We start from the raw sequence: 18,385 nt of genomic DNA, 5'->3' as shown, positions 1-18,385 counted from the left end.
TCATTATATTAATTTATATAAAAAATTTGAAAAATCGAACGAAATAGTAATTACTTGCCAATATATAGTGTAGGACAAAGGAGGGATGGTATGTGAAGGATGAAACAGTGTATACAAATTTAATCCAATTGACTTTATCAGGAAATAAAGAAGCGTATAGCGAATTGTATGATAAAACGATTCAAGAAGTATATAAAACAGCACATTTTTTAATTGAAGATAAAACAGATGTAGATGATGTCGTTCAAGAAATATACATACAACTATATGAATCGCTTCGTAAGTATGATAGTGAGAAGCCATTTCGTCCTTGGCTAATTGGACTTGCGATTAAACAAATTCACTCTTATAGAAGAAAGAGGTGGATGCGACTACGCATTATAAAAAAAGCAGAAGAGCAAAGAAAACCAGTACAAATTGATTTTTCTAACGATGTTGTAAGTAAAATATCAAACAAAAAACTAATTGAACTCATTCATAAATTACCGTATAAATTGAAACAAGTTATTATCTTAAGATACTTACACGATTATTCACAAGAAGAAGTAGCACAAATATTACATATTCCAATTGGTACTGTGAAATCTAGAATTCATTCGGCATTAAAGAAACTACGTCAAAAAGAGCAAGTAGAAGAAATCTTTTTAGGAGAGGTAGGGAATGTGAAATGAGTTTAGATTGTAGAGTTAGAGAATCTATACGAGAAGAAGCGAAGGGGATTGTTGCCCCGCCGGAGTTAAAAGAAAAAGTAATCGTTCAAATTAAAATGAATCAAGGAGGGCGTAAGAGAAAGAAACATCTTATTGCAGGAGTGCTTGCAGCAGCTCTTTTAATCCCGACGACTGGTTTTGCGTATCAATCTATTATGGCGGATGGTATATACGGATCTTTTGAGAATTTAAAAAAACATGCCGGAGCAATGACATTAGAAACGTATATGCGTTTTAATGCAAAATTATCAGAAGCGAAAGATGAAATGGGTACGAAGGAATATGAAGAGTTTACAAAAGAAATGAAAAAATTAACTAGTGCAAAGCTTGCGTACGGAGATTCGAACGGTAATATAGATTACGATCAATTATCACCAGCTAAAAAAGAGGAATTGAAAAAGGTAGTAATGGAGCTTCATCCGTATTTTGATAAATTAAATGGCCATAAATCTAGTAAAGAAGTACTAACTCCTGAAGAGTATGAACAATATATGGAGGCATTAATGTCATATCAAACTGTGTTAGTAAAAACGAAATCGAGTGGCGGGATAACAGTAGAAGAAGTACCTGAGGCGTACAAAGAAAGATTTATTAAAGCGGAGCAGTTTATGGAGTATGTAGATGAAAAGGTGAGATAAGTAAAAAAGCTCAAAGCTTTCTTTCGTTTAACTATTACATATTGAATATGTAAACAATAAAAAATGAGTATACAATCTACGTGATTGTATACTCATTTTATTATTACTTAAATTTCCTTACCGCATGAATAGCGACTCTTACAAGTAATATCGCACTTATAAATAAACCACCGTAACCAACGACACTTAAAAATTGATCATTTGGCTCTGTCGCACTGTTTGCTAAATGCAATACGCCTACCGAAATCCCACCAAATGCAGTTCCAATAAATGCAATGAGGAATTGTGAGATAAATGTAGTAATAAACGATGCATTTGTTTCGTCAGAGAAAAAGCCAACCTTAACGGATAGTTCTCCGTTTTCTAGTTTTGAACTTAAATCATCTAGTTTTCTAGGAATGCGTCGCATGGCAGGTAACATAGCGAGTAATTCGTTTGTTGCAGCTTCTTTTAAACTAGAATAATTGTTAACTGACATGAAACTAGCTGCATGATCTTTCGCAAAGCGTTTCGCTTCGTCCATTAAATTGAATTCGGGATTTAGTTGCAGCATCGTTCCTTCTAGCGTAATTAGAGAACGGAAAGCCCCTGCAACCATTGGATAAAATGCTAATTCAAACTCAGCGATTATTTGAAATAGCCCCTGAATGAATTCTTCAGAACCATTTGTAGAACCATACGTACTTTGGATTAATAATTGACTGATAGATTGTTCTAATTCCTCTTTATCAACATTTGGCTTCTTTTCAACTAATTGAAGCAGTCCATCAAGCAAGACATAAGAATTTTTGCGCTCAAAGCCGATAAGTAGTCGCTTGAATGCATCTTGTTGTAGTGTTCCTAATCGCCCGACGGAACCGAAATCAAGTAATGCAGGTGTGCCATCACGAAGAACATACACATTACCTGGATGAGGGTCTGCATGGAAAATACCTTTAAAGAAAATTTGCTCTAAAATACAATCAAAGAGTTGTCGTTGTACTTTTTTCGTATCAATTTGTAATTCATTTAATAATGCTGACCCACTTTTAACACTTACTCCATCTAAAAATTCAAGCACAAGTATTTTTGAATTACTGTATTCTTTATATACTTTCGGTATTTTTACTTTCGTTTCGCTATTTTTTAGTGAATCAGACACTTGTTCGAAGTTACGAGCCTCAATTTTGAAATCAATTTCTTCTTTCATTGCGATGGAGAAGCCATGTGCTAAATCAAGAAATCCGATATTTTTAGCCCAAGTTGATTTGTTGGAAATCCATAAAGAAAAATGAATTAAAATATCTAAGTCACGTTTAATTGTCTCAGAAATATTAGGACGTAGTAGTTTAACGACGACATCCTGGTCGTTTTCTTTCAACTTCGCTTTATGTACTTGGCCAATAGAGGCGGCAGCTAACGGTTCCATTTCAAAGGAGCTGAAAATTTCATCTTTTGGTATATGTAGTTCCTTTTTTAATATTTCTTCAACTTGTTTTTGTGATAAACGCGTTACATTTTCCTGAAGGTTTGATAACTCGTGAATAAAAGCAGGTGGTAATAAATCAGAGCGAGTTGATAAAACTTGTCCGAATTTAATAAATACACCGCCGCATTCTTCTAGTGTATTTCGAAGTGAAGTGGCGAGCTTACGATCTGCTTCTGGCGAGCGCTTTAAAGCTAAATATTTACCCATTCCGTGTTTTATTGCAATAGAAGAGACACGCATATATCTTTTTTGTCTACCAACCTTTGCGAAGAATTTTGAAATAGGATTTCGGCTTTCCGTTACTACGTCATCCATTTCGCCTCGTCTAATAGGATCAAATAATTCAAAAACTAGGTAACAAAGCATGGATACAATTAATGAGCTTCCTAGCCAAAAATATCTATCAACACCGACAACCGATTCATCTTGATAGCGTAAATATAAAAACCAATACAGAGCTGACGTAAGTGAAACACCTAAAGTTGCTGCACTTGCTTGTTTGAAAAGATTTAGTTTTGTACCAATTAGTCGACCACTAATAAAAGACATAATGATTGCTAGTAGAAAAAATTGAAAAAACATTGTATCATTCCTCCGAATTTTATTCGATAACTGTATTATACAGGAATATAATTATTCTAAAAACAAGCCAAGGAGGTACAATCCTTGACTTGCACGATTAAATAGAGCATTCAATTATATTTTTTCATCGTTGCATTGTCCTTTTGTATAAAACAATCTAATAGTGAATAACCAGCTATTAAACTAATTATCGTAACAAAAGTTGTATTTATAAGAATAACATTAGCTAAATAAGGTAGGTATTCGCCAAGTGGTGAGAAAAGTAGTGCTGGAGAAAAGGAAATTAATATTGTAGGCACTGTAATAGCGATAAACTTATCCGGTTGAAAACTCCAGTTTTGTTTACTTGTTTCGTGATTAATGGATTGAAGGAATCGTAATAAAATGCCGACCAAAAGAGGAAAGAGTGTAAAGTAGAATAATCTTGGATAAACGTTAAAGTTCACTTGCGCGTCTGTATCTAAATAAAATTGAATCTTCACTCCAACAAATAATAATAAGACGATAAATAATGTGAAGCAGAGGTATAGCATTACTCTTTGCATTATATTCCACCATCCTTTACTCAAAATATATTCAAAAAAAGAAGAGATATACAATAACTACTGTTGTATATCTCTTCTTTTACTGTTAGTTAATAGTGGAGTTTGCTTTTTCTTGCTTCGTGAAATAATCAATAATGCCCATCGCACTAATTTCTATATCTAGATGTAAAATGTTATAAACGGAATGATCTGCTGGAACGTTTAACTTTGTAAGATGAGAAGAGATTTTATCCATTAATAAAGTTTGTAAAGCTTTAGTCGCTTCATCGAAATCATTATACTGTTCAAAGACTTCCTTACCAGTATGAACGAAAATAGGTAGCCAATGTTCCAGTTGATTATATATTTCTGTAACATGAGAGGATGCGCCGTAATGACCGAAATAAATAGTATCTACATTCATGCTTTGAATGTGATTTTTAGAAGCAATCATCGCATCTGGTTGGAATTGTGAAGGGGACGTTGATGGTAGATATAACTCTACATCAACGTCTGCGAGTTCTCTATAATAAATTCCAATTGTATCGCCAGTAAAAATCCCGTTTGTTAATGAATCGTGAATGCTAATATGGTGCTTCGCATGCCCTGGTGTATCATAAAATGTAAGGATGCGGTCTTCTGCAATTTTTAACGTATCACCATGTTGTACAATATGAACACGTTCTTCTTCAATTGGAAGAATTGGATCAAAGAGTTTATCGAAATCTTCTTTGTACACAGCTTTTGCACCTAAAATAAGTTTTGTTGGATCAATCATATGACGAGCACCACGAGAATGCACATATAACGTAGCATTTGGGCATTTTTCCATCATTAAACCAGCAGCACCGGCGTGATCTAAATGAACATGTGTAACGATAATGTTTTTAACTTCGTTTAAATCAATATGTAATTGTTGTAAGCCGTCTAAAATATACGGAAGAGAAGGGGCTGCACAAGTTTCAATTAAAGTAATATCGTCACCTAATAAAACGTACGTACCTGTTCGTTCATTATGCTGTAAATCGAAATCATCAATAAGATATAGGTGAGAAGATAATTGCTCTACTTTTTTCATATTTACCACTCCTTATATATTACATGTTTCTATTATACGCTAAAATAGAAAAAAGGCAGAAAACGAAAGCTCGTCTTCTGCCTTTTGTAATACTATTATTTCGTTTGTTGTTTATTAATAGACATAATGAACAGTCCAACAATCCCACCAACTAATGGAAGCATAATTTCTCCTGCTAAATTAAAGTAGGAGCTTAAGAATAAACCATTTACATCGATTACCCAGCCAGTAACATACAATAACATCATATATAGTACGAAATAAAACTCGCGATTTGAAATCGTTTCATGTTGTGCAGTTTTCATAATGAACACCATCCTTTTCTTTTATAATGGAATATAAACTGTCACATTTTGTTCACATTTCGATTGTAAAACTTTCCATCATAAAAGTCTAGTAGTTTGTGCCGAATTTTCGAACGGAAATAAAGCGCTATCATTATAGCGTATAAGTACGTAATAAGAGCTGTATATTCACGAATGTAGTATAGTATAAACATAGAATGATAGTGAAGAGAGGGGCAAAGACAATGACAGTTTATGATTTTTCAGCTAAAACAATTACAGGTGAAGAAAAATCGTTAAAAGATTACGAAGGAAAAGCACTTCTTATTGTAAATGTAGCTAGTAAATGTGGTTTCACACCGCAATATAAAGGATTACAAGAGGTGTATGATAAATATAAAGACCAAGGACTCGAAATACTCGGATTTCCTTGTAACCAATTCGGGGGACAAGAACCAGGTACAGAAGCGGACATTACTAGTTTTTGTGAATTAAACTACGGTGTAAACTTCCCAATGTTTGCAAAGGTTGATGTGAAAGGTGATAAGGCTCATCCTTTATATACATACATGACAGAACAAGCACCAGGTTTACTCGGTATGAAAGCAGTGAAATGGAATTTTACGAAGTTTTTAATCGGAAAAGACGGGAAAGTAGTAGGGCGTTTTGCGCCGCAGACGAATCCGGTAGATTTAGAGGTTGAGATTGAGAAGGTACTTGGAGAATAATTAGGAGTTTCACTTTATTAAAAAACGTCTCAAAGAACAATGTAGTTCTTTGAGACGTTTTCTTTAAACTCACATTTTCAAGATTAAATAACTGTATCAAAGCCATCTGATTTAGGTAGAGAACCTGCTTTTTTCATAAGCACTTCCCATAAGTGTACGGATGTCTTCCATTCTGCTGCAGCCTGCCCCTGTTGATACATAGCGTTCTCATAACTGGCAGTAAGTTGTTGCATATCGGCCGATTTGTAAAGTGTATCGATATGGAGAGCGTATTCTCGGAATGTTTGACTTTCACCCCGTGGTATGCCAATTCTCGCAAATTGTTTTAAAAGTGCACCGTAAGCTTTTTGATAAACAGCATCATCTTTTCGGTATCTATAGAAATGAATAATAAGAAATGTCATCCATTTCATTCTAGTGATAAAGAGAATGTATCCCATAATACTAATTAGTATCGTAGAGAGGAATACGTACCACCAAGAAAAACTAGTTTTAGAATTTGTGACCTTTTTAGTAGAAGCTTCTTCTGTATGTTCTATTAAACTTTTAAGTTTTGCTTCATTATTTCGTTGGTGTATTTGCTCGTTATTAGAATTATTTGCTTCGCTATTTTGTGAAATAGGAGCAGGCGTATTATTTATAAAATTATAGGGATTGGTAAATCCTTTTGTTGGTTCGAATGGAATCCATCCGTATCCTGGGAAATATACTTCGACCCAAGAGTGTGCGTTATCGTTCGTGATTGTATAAACATCCGCACCTTCTGCAGAGGCAAGTGTATTGTCAAGAGTTCCTTCTGTATAGCCTTTTACCCAGCGAGCAGGAATCCCGGCAGAACGAAGTAGTACAATCATAGACGTCGAAAAATTATTACAGTAGCCGCTTTTTGTATCGAAAAGGAATTGATCTACATAATCTTGGCTTTTGGCAGGAAATAAGACATTCGTTGATTCGTATGTAAAAGAGTTGTCTGTGAAGTAATTTTCAATAGCTAATACTTTATCATATCGGTTGTCTTTATCATTTGTAAGATTGGCAGCCAAGTCTTTTACGCGCTGTGGTAATGACTCGGGAAGTTGTGTGTACTTTGTCATAAAATAAGGATTTGTTTCTTGACCTTCATTTGTTTTTACAGCTTTCAAGTTTTCTATGGAAAACTCAGGGATCTCATATGTTACTTTATACGAATGTAAAGTAGTAGAAGAGTCTCCATTCATTGTATAAATTTTTTCTGAAAACGAGTTAACACTGTATGATACATCAGAAGAAGCCTCAACTGATACTAATCCTGCTGGATAGGTAAGGTGAGGATAACTTTTTAGCATGGTAATTGTTGCCTCAGTCGTTTCCGTTTTTGTATTTTGTTCGTACCAGCTTACGACGTCGTTTTTATTTTTAAAAGAAACCTTTTTCGGATTTTCAGAAATTTCCCAGCCTTTTCCTGTATAAAAATCTTTTGTTTCTACTCGCCAATATTGTTTGTTTTGCGTTCGTGCTGTGAAAATAATTGTAGGATCCGCCTTAAAAGGACCACCTAATCGCGAGTCATCTAAACCATACCCAATTGTAGAAACTTTTTGTTCTTTACTTGCTTCAGATGTGTTGAATTTTAAAAAATCCATTGGGTTTGGCCATTGAGGGCCAAATTTTGGAGCAAAGTATGCGATGGTTGCTAATAATACAATAAATATTGTAAGTGGTCTAAGTAATTTTGAGATTTCCCTAGCATAATTTTGTAAGTGTTCGCGCTCTTTTATTCGTTCTACTTGAAGAAGACTAAGCATAAAAAAGCCGATGACAACAGTACGAATAATAGCGTAGTTTGCATTGTATAAATGTAAGTTATGAAAAGTTGTGATATAAATAATAGTCAATACAAGAAATAAAAAACCACGTTTTTTATGAATAATCCAAAATGAAGTGAAAGAACTCAAAAACCAAAATGAGAGAAAAAATAAAACCGTCGGAAAAACTGGAGAAATATCTAGTAAATTCCCTTGGAAAAATAGGGAGGAATTTCGAGACATATCAGAAAAGAGTGTTGTTAGCCAAGATGGATTTATAAAAGCATTTTTATAATATAGGGAATGAATGATAAATAGGACTGTGACAATTTTTATTGGAATCTGCCACCTCGTTTGAAAAAAAGAGAGAGCGAAGCAAATTCCTATAAATGTTACGAAAATATCTAATCTACCTACATTTGTAATACCTATAAGAGGTCTTATCCATTCTAGTAAAAGAAGAAATACACATGCATGCATGAAGAATTTGTTCGTATCCCACTTGTATTTTGCTTGTAATGTTATCATTTGCTCACCTCAAAAAACACGTTTGTATACCGGTTTTCATAAACCGTGTTTACAAATATTTGTCGTTTTTTTAGAGTCTCTAATATACTGAGTTCTCGGTGTGAAAGTTGATTCGCTTTTTCTTTCACGACAAAAATCATACATTTTCTATTTCTTATAGCAGCACAATCAGCCGCCTTTTGAATATCGGGAGAAAGATTACTTGTCACGAGTATAACCGTGACGGGCTCATAAATTTTTCTTAGTTCTATTTCTACACTCTGGGAGAGCGGGAATACACTGTCTGCTTGTACTTTTGCTAAATGACAAAGGATTTGTTGTAACTGCGTATCTCCATTATCTAAAGGGAAAATAGTTTGTTCTTTTCCGATAGACACGAATGATGCTGGTGAATTTTGTTTCAAGACAGCCCTTACGATAGAGGCAGTAAATGTGACGACTGATTCGAATAGAGGAGACTCGGTTCTGTCTATGAATATCATGATATTATGGCTGCGCTGTTGTTCAAACTCTTTTGTCATAATATTGTTTGTTCGTGCAGTTGCTTTCCAATCAATCCATGAAAAGCGATCTCCAGGTTTATAGTCTCTGACACCGACAGAGATTGTAGAGTCTTTTGCAGAATTTATATTTGCTGAAAGCGCTCCTTGTTCGAAATGATTTTCCAATTGTCGATACGCTATATCTACATACTGGGGATAGACTAAAAATGTATCTGGAACTGAAAAAGTTACTTCTTTCTCCATCATGCCGAATAAATCGCCAGTTTTGACACGAACGCTTGAAAAAGTGTGCTCGCCTCTAGGGATTGTGTCAATAACATATTGAAACGAAATATTTCGTTTCAATCCTGGGAAGAGTACTACCTTATTCATCTTTGTTTGTTTACAACTTATAAATTGTGGTGGCAGTTCATCTTCTATAACTAAATAAAGTAAGGGAAAAGGAAATTTTCTTTTTATTGTAATCGTGCTTACAAATTGTTCTCCTACTACATATCCATTTTGGTTTGTTGTTCGTTTTACTTCAGCGTCCCGTAAAGCGTAGAAGGGGAGTAGTAGTGAATAAAGAGCAATGGGAATTGTGCTGTAAAATAAAAACCAACTTACAAACCCTCCTTGAAACATAGCGTACACAAATGTTAAGACTAGGCATAAAGGGAGTAGCAATAACTTCATAACGTGATATAGCGCTCGCAGCATTTGTTTCATCAAGGGTTCATCGTCCTTTGAGTCGGCACGGTAGTTCGTGCAACGATTTTTGCGATAACTTGTTCTCCTGTTATCCCTTCAAATTTTGCTTCCATTTTTAGAATGAGCCTATGCGCTAAAACGTAAGGAGCTAAAAATTTAACATCGTCTGGAATAACATAATTTCTGCCATGGATAAATGCATAAGCTTGTGAAGCTTTCATTAAAGCAATTGAGCCACGTGGACTTGCTCCTAGCTGTATAGAGCTATACGTACGAGTCTGATTAACAAGCTTTACAATGTAATGCTTAATTGCTTTGTCCATACTTACTACCCGTACGCTTTGTTGTAAATAAAGTAATTCTTCTATTGTAGTAATGGCCTGTAATTGAGAGAGTGGATTTGTTTTTTCCATCCGGTTTAAAATTTCAAATTCTTCTTCTGGTGTAGGATATCCCATTTTTAGTTTCAATAAGAAACGATCGAGCTGAGCTTCTGGTAGAGAATATGTTCCTTCATATTCGACCGGATTTTGTGTAGCCATGACAAAGAACGGCTTTGGTAAAGGCCTTGTAATGCCATCTATTGTAATATTGCCTTCTTCCATACATTCAAGTAAAGCAGATTGTGTCTTAGGAGATGTACGATTAATTTCATCAGCAAGTACAAAATTCCCCATAATTGGTCCAGGCTTGAACTCAAATTGGAGCTCTTTCGGATTATAAATAGAAACTCCTGTTACATCTGATGGCAGTAAATCAGGTGTAAATTGAATTCGCTTGTAATCCGCATCAATGGATTTAGAAAGAGCACGTACTAGCATTGTTTTGCCGACACCAGGAACATCTTCTAATAGCACATGACCTTCAGCTAAGAGAGCTGTCAAAGCTAAGATTGTTTCTTTTCGTTTTCCGACCATTATTTTTTCAATATTATTGATTATTTTTTCTACAGTGGGATGTAATGAATCAAGCTGGGGCATCGTAATCCTCCTAATTTTATTATCGTTTTCTAATCTATTTAGTGGACAAATTTATAATTATATTTGCAGGTAGTAAAAATTTTGTCATTAATTCTAAGAATATTCAGAATATTTATTTCGATTACATCTAGTATAATTGTTTCCGTAACTAAGGGCAATACAGTAAATAATGATTTGTAGTTTTATGTAAAATATGTCTGGATATAAAATAGTATTGTTAAAGAAAAAATTCCTTATATACAATTTCTAAACTCTTTCTTATGGCAGTTTTGAAATAATATCAAAACTCTTTTTTATATATTTATAAAGAAAAACGTAGGAATTTCTCCTGCGTTTTTCTTTTGCAAAATAGTCGATACCTCAAAATACCATTCTCCTAATAATCACGATTAATCATAACCCTTCAAAACGGAATAAAAGATTTTCTCACAAACTTATTTTCTACTGAATTTTTGACAATCTCTTGAACTGTGCGAAATGTCACATCTGTATTTTACAACCTCTCTTATAGTAAGGGTATGTAAGAGAGACGTATTAAAGGAGTGAACAGTATGAAGAAGAAACCTTCAGCACTAATGAGACGTTTAAAATATTTTTCACCAATAGATCGTTATAACGATAATCATACTCAAGAAACATATGAAGATCGTGAATGGGAGAATGTGTACAGAAAGCGTTGGCAGCATGATAAAGTAATTCGTTCTACACATGGTGTGAACTGTACTGGTTCATGTAGCTGGAATATATATGTGAAAGATGGAATCGTAACTTGGGAAGGACAGGAGCTTAACTATCCAACTACAGGTCCAGATATGCCTGATTTTGAACCACGAGGATGTCCGCGTGGAGCGAGTTTTTCTTGGTATATTTATAGTCCACTTCGTGTGAAATATCCGTATGTACGTGGTGTTCTTTGGAGTATGTGGCAAGAGGAATTACAAAATAACAAGTCACCACTAGATGCTTGGAAAAGCATTGTGGAAAACCCTGAAAAAGCACGCAAGTATAAGCAGGCACGTGGTAAAGGGGGATTCATTCGTGCGAATTGGGATGAAGTGTTACAACTTGTTTCTACTTCATTACTCTACACAGTAATGAAATACGGTCCAGACCGAAATGTTGGTTTTTCACCAATTCCAGCTATGTCGATGTTAAGTCATGCTGCTGGTAGTCGTTTTATGCAACTTATGGGCGGGCCAATGCTTAGTTTCTATGATTGGTACGCAGATTTACCACCAGCTTCTCCTCAAATTTGGGGCGATCAAACAGATGTACCAGAAAGTAGTGACTGGTATAACTCTGGTTACATTATGACATGGGGTTCAAATGTACCGATGACGAGAACACCAGATGCTCACTTTTTAGCAGAGGTTCGATATAAAGGAACGAAAGTCGTTTCTGTCAGTCCTGACTTCGCTGAATCTACAAAGTTTGCCGATGATTGGATTAGTGTAAAACAAGGTACAGATGGTGCACTTGCGATGGCAATGGGGCATGTGATCTTACAAGAGTTTTACGTAGATAATCAAGTGGAATATTTCACAAAGTATGCGAAGCAATATACTGATTTTCCTTTCTTTGTCACATTGAAACAAAAAGGAGATCAATTCGTTGCTGATCGTTTCTTAAACGCTTCTGATATTGGACGCGAAACGAAGTTAGGAGAATGGAAGCCTGTTCTTTGGAACGAGAATACGAATGATTTTGCAACACCTCAAGGCACAATGGGCTCACGTTGGGATAACGAAAAGAAATGGAACTTGCGTTTAGAAGATGAAGAAACAGGTGAAAAGATTGACCCACGTCTTTCTTTACTTGGAATGGAAGAATCGATTGGAACTGTACAAATTCCGTACTTCTCTGATGATGGAAACAAAGTATTAGAACGTACAATTCCAGTGAAAAAGGTTATGACAGAAGAAGGCGAAGTGTTCGTTACAACTGTATACGACTTAACGTTAGCAAATTACGGCGTGAACCGAGGGCTTGGCGGACAAGAGCCGAAAGACTTCAATGATGATGTACCGTTTACACCTGCATGGCAAGAGAAAATGACAGGAGTGAAACGAGAACTAATTATTCAAATCGCTCGTGAGTTCGCACAAAATGCCGTTGATACAAATGGTCGCTCGATGATTATTGTTGGAGCTGGTATTAACCATTGGTTTAATTCTGATACGATTTATCGCGCAGTTTTAAATCTTGTTCTTCTAGTTGGAGCACAAGGAGTAAACGGCGGGGGATGGGCGCATTATGTTGGGCAAGAAAAATTACGACCAGCAGAAGGATGGCAAACAATCGCGATGGCAAAAGATTGGCAAGGGCCACCGAAATTACAAAATGGTACATCTTTCTTCTATTTCGTAACAGATCAATGGCGCTATGAAGATACACCGGTTGGACATCTAGCATCACCAGTAGAAGGCAACTCTCGTTATCAACATCACGGTGATTACAACGTATTAGCGGCACGACTTGGCTGGCTACCTTCGTATCCGACATTCGAGAAAAATGGGATTGAATTATATAAAGAAGCTGTTGCTGCTGGTGCAACAACGCAAGAAGAAATCGGAAAATATGTTGCACAAAGATTAAAAGAAAAAGAACTAAAATTTGCGATTGAAGATCCAGATAACAAAAACAACTTCCCGCGCAACTTATTCGTATGGCGTGCGAACTTAATTTCAAGTTCTGGTAAAGGACACGAATATTTCTTAAAACATTTATTAGGTACAACAAACGGGTTAATGAATGACGATAGTGATTCATTACGACCAGAAGAAATTAAATGGCATGAAGAAGCACCAGAAGGGAAGTTAGATTTACTCATTAACTTAGATTTCCGTATGGCTGGAACAGCGCTTTATTCTGATATCGTCTTACCTGCTTCAACTTGGTACGAAAAACATGATTTAAGTAGTACAGATATGCATCCATTTGTGCATCCATTTAATCCAGCAATCGGTTCACCGTGGGAAGCGCGCTCTGACTGGGATATTTTCACTTCACTTTCTAAAGCTGTGTCAGATTTAGCGAAGAAAATTGATCTTGAACCAATGAAAGAAGTTGTTGCAACGCCACTTCTTCACGATACACCGCAAGAATTAGCGCAACCACTTGGCAAGATTAAAGATTGGAGCAAAGGTGAGTGTGAGCCAATACCAGGTAAAACAATGCCACAAATTCATGTTGTTGAAAGAGATTATAAAACAATTTATGACAAAATGACTTCGTTAGGACCAAATGCGGGAAAACAACCGATTGGTACGAAAGGGATTTCTTGGTCCGCAGAAAAAGAGTATGAGCAATTAAAGAGTCGATTAGGAGTTGTTCGAACGGATTCTATTGCAAAAGGTTGCCCAGACATAAAAGAAGCAATCAATGCTGCTGAAGCGGTATTAACACTTTCTTCTACAACAAATGGTCATATGGCTGTAAAAGCATGGGAAGCACTTGAAAAACAAACGGATTTAAAATTACGTGATTTAGCAGAAGAACGTGAAGAAGAATGCTTCACATTTGAACAAATTACAGCGCAGCCAAAAACAGTAATTACTTCTCCGGCCTTTACAGGTTCTGAAAAAGGTGGACGTCGTTACTCACCGTTTACAACAAATGTGGAACGCCTCATCCCTTGGAGAACAATCACTGGACGACAATCTTTCTACTTAGATCATGACATGATGAAAGAATTTGGTGAAACGATGGCAACGTTTAAACCGATTCTGCAACATAAACCGTTCCGTAAATCACGACCTGAAGTAGAAGGAAAAGAGATTACGTTAAATTATTTAACGCCGCATAATAAGTGGTCCATTCATAGTATGTATTTCGATTCATTACCGATGTTAACGCTGTTTAGAGGTGGTCCAACTGTTTGGATGAATAAAGAGGATGCTGAAGAAGCTGGTGTAGCAGATAATGATTGGATTGAGTGCTTTAATCGTAACGGTGTTGTTGTAGCCCGTGCTGTTGTAACGCATCGTATACCGAGAGGAATGGCGTTTATGCACCATGCACAAGATCGTCACATTAACGTACCTGGTACGAAATTAACAAGTAACCGCGGGGGAACGCATAATAGTCCAACTCGAATTCACGTAAAACCGACACATATGATTGGTGGATATGGTCAATTAAGTTATGGATTTAACTATTACGGCCCGACTGGGAACCAGCGTGACTTAAACGTTGTAATTCGCAAACTGAAGGAGGTAGATTGGCTTGAAGATTAAAGCACAAGTCGGAATGATAATGAATCTAGATAAATGCATCGGCTGCCATACTTGTAGCGTAACGTGCAAAAACATCTGGACAAATCGTCCAGGTGCTGAATATATGTACTTCAATAACGTAGAAACGAAGCCTGGAATTGGTTATCCGAAACAATGGGAAGATCAGGAGAAATATAAAGGCGGTTGGGAATTGAAAAATGGTGAAATTCAGCTGAAATCTGGTTCGAAAATGAAACGTCTTATGAACATTTTCCACAATCCAGATCAATCAACAATTGATGATTATTTTGAACCTTGGAATTATGATTATGAAACGTTAACAAATAGTCCGCAACGTAAGCATCAACCAGTTGCTCGTCCGAAATCAGCAATTACAGGCGAATTTATCGACAAAATTGAATGGGGTCCAAACTGGGAAGATGATTTAGCAGGCGGACATATAACAGGATTGCAAGATTCGAACGTAAAGAAAATGGAAGAAGAAATTAAAACAGATTTTGAAAACGTCTTTATGATGTATTTACCACGCATATGCGAACATTGTATGAATCCCTCGTGCGTATCATCTTGTCCATCTGGTGCGATGTATAAACGTGAAGAAGATGGGATTGTTCTTGTCGATCAAAATGCATGTCGCGCATGGAGATTCTGCGTATCATCTTGTCCATATAAAAAAGTGTATTTTAACTGGCAAACGAATAAAGCTGAAAAATGTACAATGTGTTTCCCACGTATTGAAGCGGGTATGCCAACGATTTGTTCGGAAACATGTGTAGGACGTATTCGGTATATTGGGGTAATGCTATATGACGCTGACAAAGTAAAAGAAGCAGCTTCTGTTGAAGACGAAAAAGATTTATATGAATCTCAGCTTACTGTTTTTCTAGATCCAAATGATCCAGAAGTGGCAGCTGAAGCGAAAAAACAAGGAATTCCTGAAGAATGGATTAAAGCGGCGCAACAATCGCCAATTTATAAAATGATTATCGATTGGAAAATTGCTCTACCTCTTCACCCAGAGTATCGTACAATGCCAATGGTTTGGTATATCCCGCCGCTTAGCCCGATTATGAATATGGTGGAGGGAAAAGGTAGTAACTGGCAAGCAGAAGAGATTTTCCCTGCTATTGATAATATGCGTATTCCAATTCAATATTTAGCGAATTTACTCACTGCGGGGGATGAATCACACATTCGTCTTACATTGAAGAAAATGGCTGTTATGCGAACGCATATGAGAGCACTTCAAATTAATAAAGAGCCAAATGAAGCTGTATTAAAAGAACTTGGTTTAACGAAACAGGATGTAGAAGATATGTATCGTCTTCTTGCTATCGCGAAATATAAAGATCGCTTCGTTATTCCGACATCTCACCGTGAACAAGTGGCAGATTTATATAGCGAACAAGGAAGCTGTGGTTTATCATTCACAGGTGGTCCAGGCTCTTGTATGACAATTTCTTAAATAAAGGGGGCAGAAAATTATGAAACAAAGTTTACAAACAGCTTTTTCTTGTTCTTCTTTTCTTCTCTCCTATCCTGAACTAGGGTGGAGAGAAGCTTTAACTGAATTGCAAGAAGAGGTTGAAACAATAGAACAAGAAGACGTTAAAGCGTCACTTACAGGCTTTATAAAGCAAGCGCTAGATAAAACGAATGATCAATTCATTGATAGTTACGTATATACATTCGATTTTGGGAAGAAAACAAATATGTATCTTACTTATATGAACACTGGTGAACAAAGAGAAAGAGGTATTGAATTACTAGAGTTAAAACAACATTATAAAAAATCAGGTTTTAGCGTAACAGATAAAGAACTACCTGACTATTTACCACTTTTACTTGAGTTTTTTGCAAATGCAAATGAGCAAGACAGTGAACCAATTATGAGTAAATACACGGAAAATATACAAGCATTACATGTTCAATTAAAAGAAGCGGGTAGTATGTATGAACCAATTCTTGCGTCTGTGCTACTCGCTATCGAAACATGGGGTGTACAGACAAATTAGAAAGGAGCGTTGTCAAAATGATGGATCAATTTCTTTGGGTATTGTTTCCCTATATCATTTTTGCGATCTTTATCGGTGGACATATTTTTAGATACAACTATGATCAATTTGGATGGACATCAAAATCTAGTGAACTATTAGAAAAGAAGATGCTCCGGGTCGGAAGTCTATTATTCCACTTTGGGATCATGTTCGTAATTGGCGGCCATGTTATGGGGATTTTAATTCCAGAAGCTGTATATCGTTCAATAGGTATTTCTGAGCATATGTATCATGTAGTAGCAATTAGTTTTGGGCTTCCGGCAGGTATTGCTTCTATTATCGGTTTAATTATATTAACGTACCGCCGTGTAACAGTAAAGCGTATCATTGCAACGAGTACAAAGGGAGATTATATTGCGCTTATTTTATTACTTATCGTAATGCTAGCAGGACTTTCTTCAACATTTTTAAATATAGATTCAAAAGGATTTGATTATCGTACAACGATTGGCCCTTGGTTCCGAAGTCTCTTTATTCTCCAACCGAAAGTTGAATATATGATGGAAGTACCAGTATGGTTTAAAATTCATATTCTTGCAGGAATGGGTTTATTCGCAGTATGGCCATTTACAAGACTTGTACATGTATTTAGTGCCCCAATTAAATATGTAAGCCGTAGTTATGTAATTTACAGAAGACGTATTCCTAATGAGTTGAAAAAATAATACTGCTGTAAACGGATAGGAGCTAATGGTTAAAACGAAACGAGGTCTAATATGGAAGGCCTCGTTTTTGTTTATATAGGGAATAACCGTTAATAAGTAGCTTAAATTGAAAAAAGATTAGCATCTAAATAAAATGCTAATCAATGCTACAAACAGAGGCAGAGCAATCTTCACAAGCAATTTCACATTTTAAAAATTGTAAATCGTGGATTGTAATCTTTCCTTTATGAATAGAAATTGTACCTTGCTTTTTTAATTCATTTAACATTCGATTTACACTTTCACGTGAAGTTGCACAGAAATTAGCAAGTTCTTGATTCGTTAATGGTAAATCGATGAGAATCCCATTTTCTTTTAATACACCGTAACTATTTGTCATTCGTATAAGAGTAGAATACAGGGCACCTTTTTTGCCGTGTAATACTAAATCTCGGAACTTCGTTTGCATTCTTCTTAAATGTTCACTAATCCATTTCATAAATTCAAATACAAGTGCGGGTTTTTGGAGCAATGCTTTTTCTAAGGTTTCACGCTTTATAACCCCTACTTCAACATCTTCAAGGCATTTTGAATTTAATAAATACTTCGCATTGTCCGTGAATAATGTTAATTCTCCAATAATGTCGTATGCCGAACAAATACGGAGTGTTAATTCTTGCCCGTCAGCACTTAATTTACTAATTTGTACTTTTCCTGAGTGGATGATATAGAGCTCTGTTGCCTCCATACCTTCTTGAAAAATAAAACTACCTTTTTTAATTTGCATTTTATATTCAACAGATGCAAGTAATTCTTTTAAATCTTGAGATAATGTCATACTGTTTGCCACAGTGATCACCTTTCTTCTTATAAGCAATACATTTCCTATTTTGAGTGTAAGTATGATGAAAATGCAAGAGCTATTTTAAAAATACATTGAAATTTCAATGAC

At 35.8% G+C, this 18,385-nt stretch carries 15 protein-coding genes; 7 read left to right on the top strand and 8 right to left on the bottom strand.

The window, feature by feature from the left end:
* Nucleotides 1–92 precede the first annotated feature (92 nt).
* Nucleotides 93–671, top strand: coding sequence for a sigma-70 family RNA polymerase sigma factor (locus MR160_RS09630; protein WP_000651123.1), 579 nt, complete (start codon nucleotides 93–95; stop codon nucleotides 669–671).
* Nucleotides 668–1,348: a DUF3600 domain-containing protein gene (locus MR160_RS09625; protein WP_000050700.1), complete on the top strand. Its 681-nt coding sequence runs from the start codon at nucleotides 668–670 to the stop codon at nucleotides 1,346–1,348. Before MR160_RS09630 ends, MR160_RS09625 begins: the two co-directional genes overlap by 4 nt.
* Before the next feature lie 103 nt (nucleotides 1,349–1,451).
* Here MR160_RS09625 and MR160_RS09620 read toward each other — a convergent pair whose 3' ends face one another.
* From MR160_RS09620 to MR160_RS09605, 4 genes are all read right to left on the bottom strand, one after another.
* On the bottom strand, nucleotides 1,452–3,398 hold the full coding sequence (locus tag MR160_RS09620) for an ABC1 kinase family protein (RefSeq protein WP_000466000.1): 1,947 nt from the start codon (nucleotides 3,396–3,398) through the stop codon (nucleotides 1,452–1,454).
* A 110-nt stretch (nucleotides 3,399–3,508) separates the two neighbouring features.
* Nucleotides 3,509–3,943 (bottom strand): hypothetical protein, encoded by a 435-nt coding sequence (locus tag MR160_RS09615; protein WP_001190002.1) that lies wholly within the window; start codon nucleotides 3,941–3,943, stop codon nucleotides 3,509–3,511.
* 85 nt (nucleotides 3,944–4,028) lie between these two features.
* Entirely contained in the window at nucleotides 4,029–5,000 is a 972-nt protein-coding gene (locus tag MR160_RS09610) for an MBL fold metallo-hydrolase (protein ID WP_000754983.1), read from the bottom strand.
* Nucleotides 5,001–5,095: 95 nt separating this feature from the next.
* A complete protein-coding gene (locus MR160_RS09605; RefSeq protein ID WP_000844984.1) occupies nucleotides 5,096–5,305 on the bottom strand; it encodes a DUF3925 domain-containing protein in 210 nt (69 codons plus the stop codon).
* Between the two features lie 224 nt (nucleotides 5,306–5,529).
* Here MR160_RS09605 and bsaA point away from each other — a divergent pair, with 224 nt between their 5' ends.
* Complete coding sequence (gene bsaA / locus MR160_RS09600; protein WP_098832539.1) at nucleotides 5,530–6,012, top strand: glutathione peroxidase; 483 nt, start codon at nucleotides 5,530–5,532, stop codon at nucleotides 6,010–6,012.
* A gap of 83 nt (nucleotides 6,013–6,095) precedes the next feature.
* On the opposite strand, the gene MR160_RS09595 is transcribed toward bsaA, so the two are convergent.
* The 3 genes from MR160_RS09595 to MR160_RS09585 are packed head-to-tail and all read right to left on the bottom strand — an operon-like array spanning nucleotide 6,096 to nucleotide 10,497.
* The gene (locus MR160_RS09595; RefSeq protein ID WP_098832540.1) at nucleotides 6,096–8,324 is read right to left on the bottom strand and encodes a transglutaminase TgpA family protein; all 2,229 of its coding nucleotides are present in this window, start codon (nucleotides 8,322–8,324) and stop codon (nucleotides 6,096–6,098) included.
* Nucleotides 8,321–9,535 (bottom strand): DUF58 domain-containing protein, encoded by a 1,215-nt coding sequence (locus MR160_RS09590; protein WP_000812152.1) that lies wholly within the window; start codon nucleotides 9,533–9,535, stop codon nucleotides 8,321–8,323. Before MR160_RS09590 ends, MR160_RS09595 begins: the two co-directional genes overlap by 4 nt.
* Nucleotides 9,535–10,497 carry an AAA family ATPase gene (locus MR160_RS09585; RefSeq protein ID WP_001135803.1) on the bottom strand — a complete coding sequence of 321 codons (963 nt, stop codon included), beginning with the start codon at nucleotides 10,495–10,497 and terminating at the stop codon, nucleotides 9,535–9,537. The genes MR160_RS09590 and MR160_RS09585 overlap by 1 nt, the downstream gene beginning before the upstream one ends.
* A 551-nt stretch (nucleotides 10,498–11,048) precedes the next feature.
* Here MR160_RS09585 and MR160_RS09580 point away from each other — a divergent pair.
* From MR160_RS09580 to narI, 4 genes are read left to right on the top strand one after another with little or no spacing between them, the layout of a single operon-like run.
* Nucleotides 11,049–14,732, top strand: a complete 3,684-nt coding sequence (locus MR160_RS09580; RefSeq protein WP_242297263.1) for a nitrate reductase subunit alpha — start codon at nucleotides 11,049–11,051, stop codon at nucleotides 14,730–14,732.
* Complete coding sequence (gene narH / locus MR160_RS09575) at nucleotides 14,722–16,197, top strand: nitrate reductase subunit beta (protein WP_242297261.1); 1,476 nt, start codon at nucleotides 14,722–14,724, stop codon at nucleotides 16,195–16,197. Before MR160_RS09580 ends, narH begins: the two co-directional genes overlap by 11 nt.
* A gap of 19 nt (nucleotides 16,198–16,216) precedes the next feature.
* The gene (narJ, locus tag MR160_RS09570) at nucleotides 16,217–16,747 is read left to right on the top strand and encodes a nitrate reductase molybdenum cofactor assembly chaperone (protein WP_000814226.1); all 531 of its coding nucleotides are present in this window, start codon (nucleotides 16,217–16,219) and stop codon (nucleotides 16,745–16,747) included.
* Between the two features lie 17 nt (nucleotides 16,748–16,764).
* Nucleotides 16,765–17,454: a respiratory nitrate reductase subunit gamma gene (gene narI / locus MR160_RS09565; protein WP_000969224.1), complete on the top strand. Its 690-nt coding sequence runs from the start codon at nucleotides 16,765–16,767 to the stop codon at nucleotides 17,452–17,454.
* A gap of 136 nt (nucleotides 17,455–17,590) precedes the next feature.
* Here the strand turns inward: narI and MR160_RS09560 are convergent, their stop codons facing one another.
* A complete protein-coding gene (locus MR160_RS09560; RefSeq protein WP_000013863.1) occupies nucleotides 17,591–18,283 on the bottom strand; it encodes a Crp/Fnr family transcriptional regulator in 693 nt (230 codons plus the stop codon).
* Nucleotides 18,284–18,385: the final 102 nt, after the last annotated feature.

This window comes from Bacillus cereus group sp. BfR-BA-01382, assembly GCF_022663475.1.
In the GTDB taxonomy this organism is placed as follows: domain Bacteria; phylum Bacillota; class Bacilli; order Bacillales; family Bacillaceae_G; genus Bacillus_A; species Bacillus_A thuringiensis_S.
This window is presented reverse-complemented; position numbering and strand designations above follow the sequence as displayed.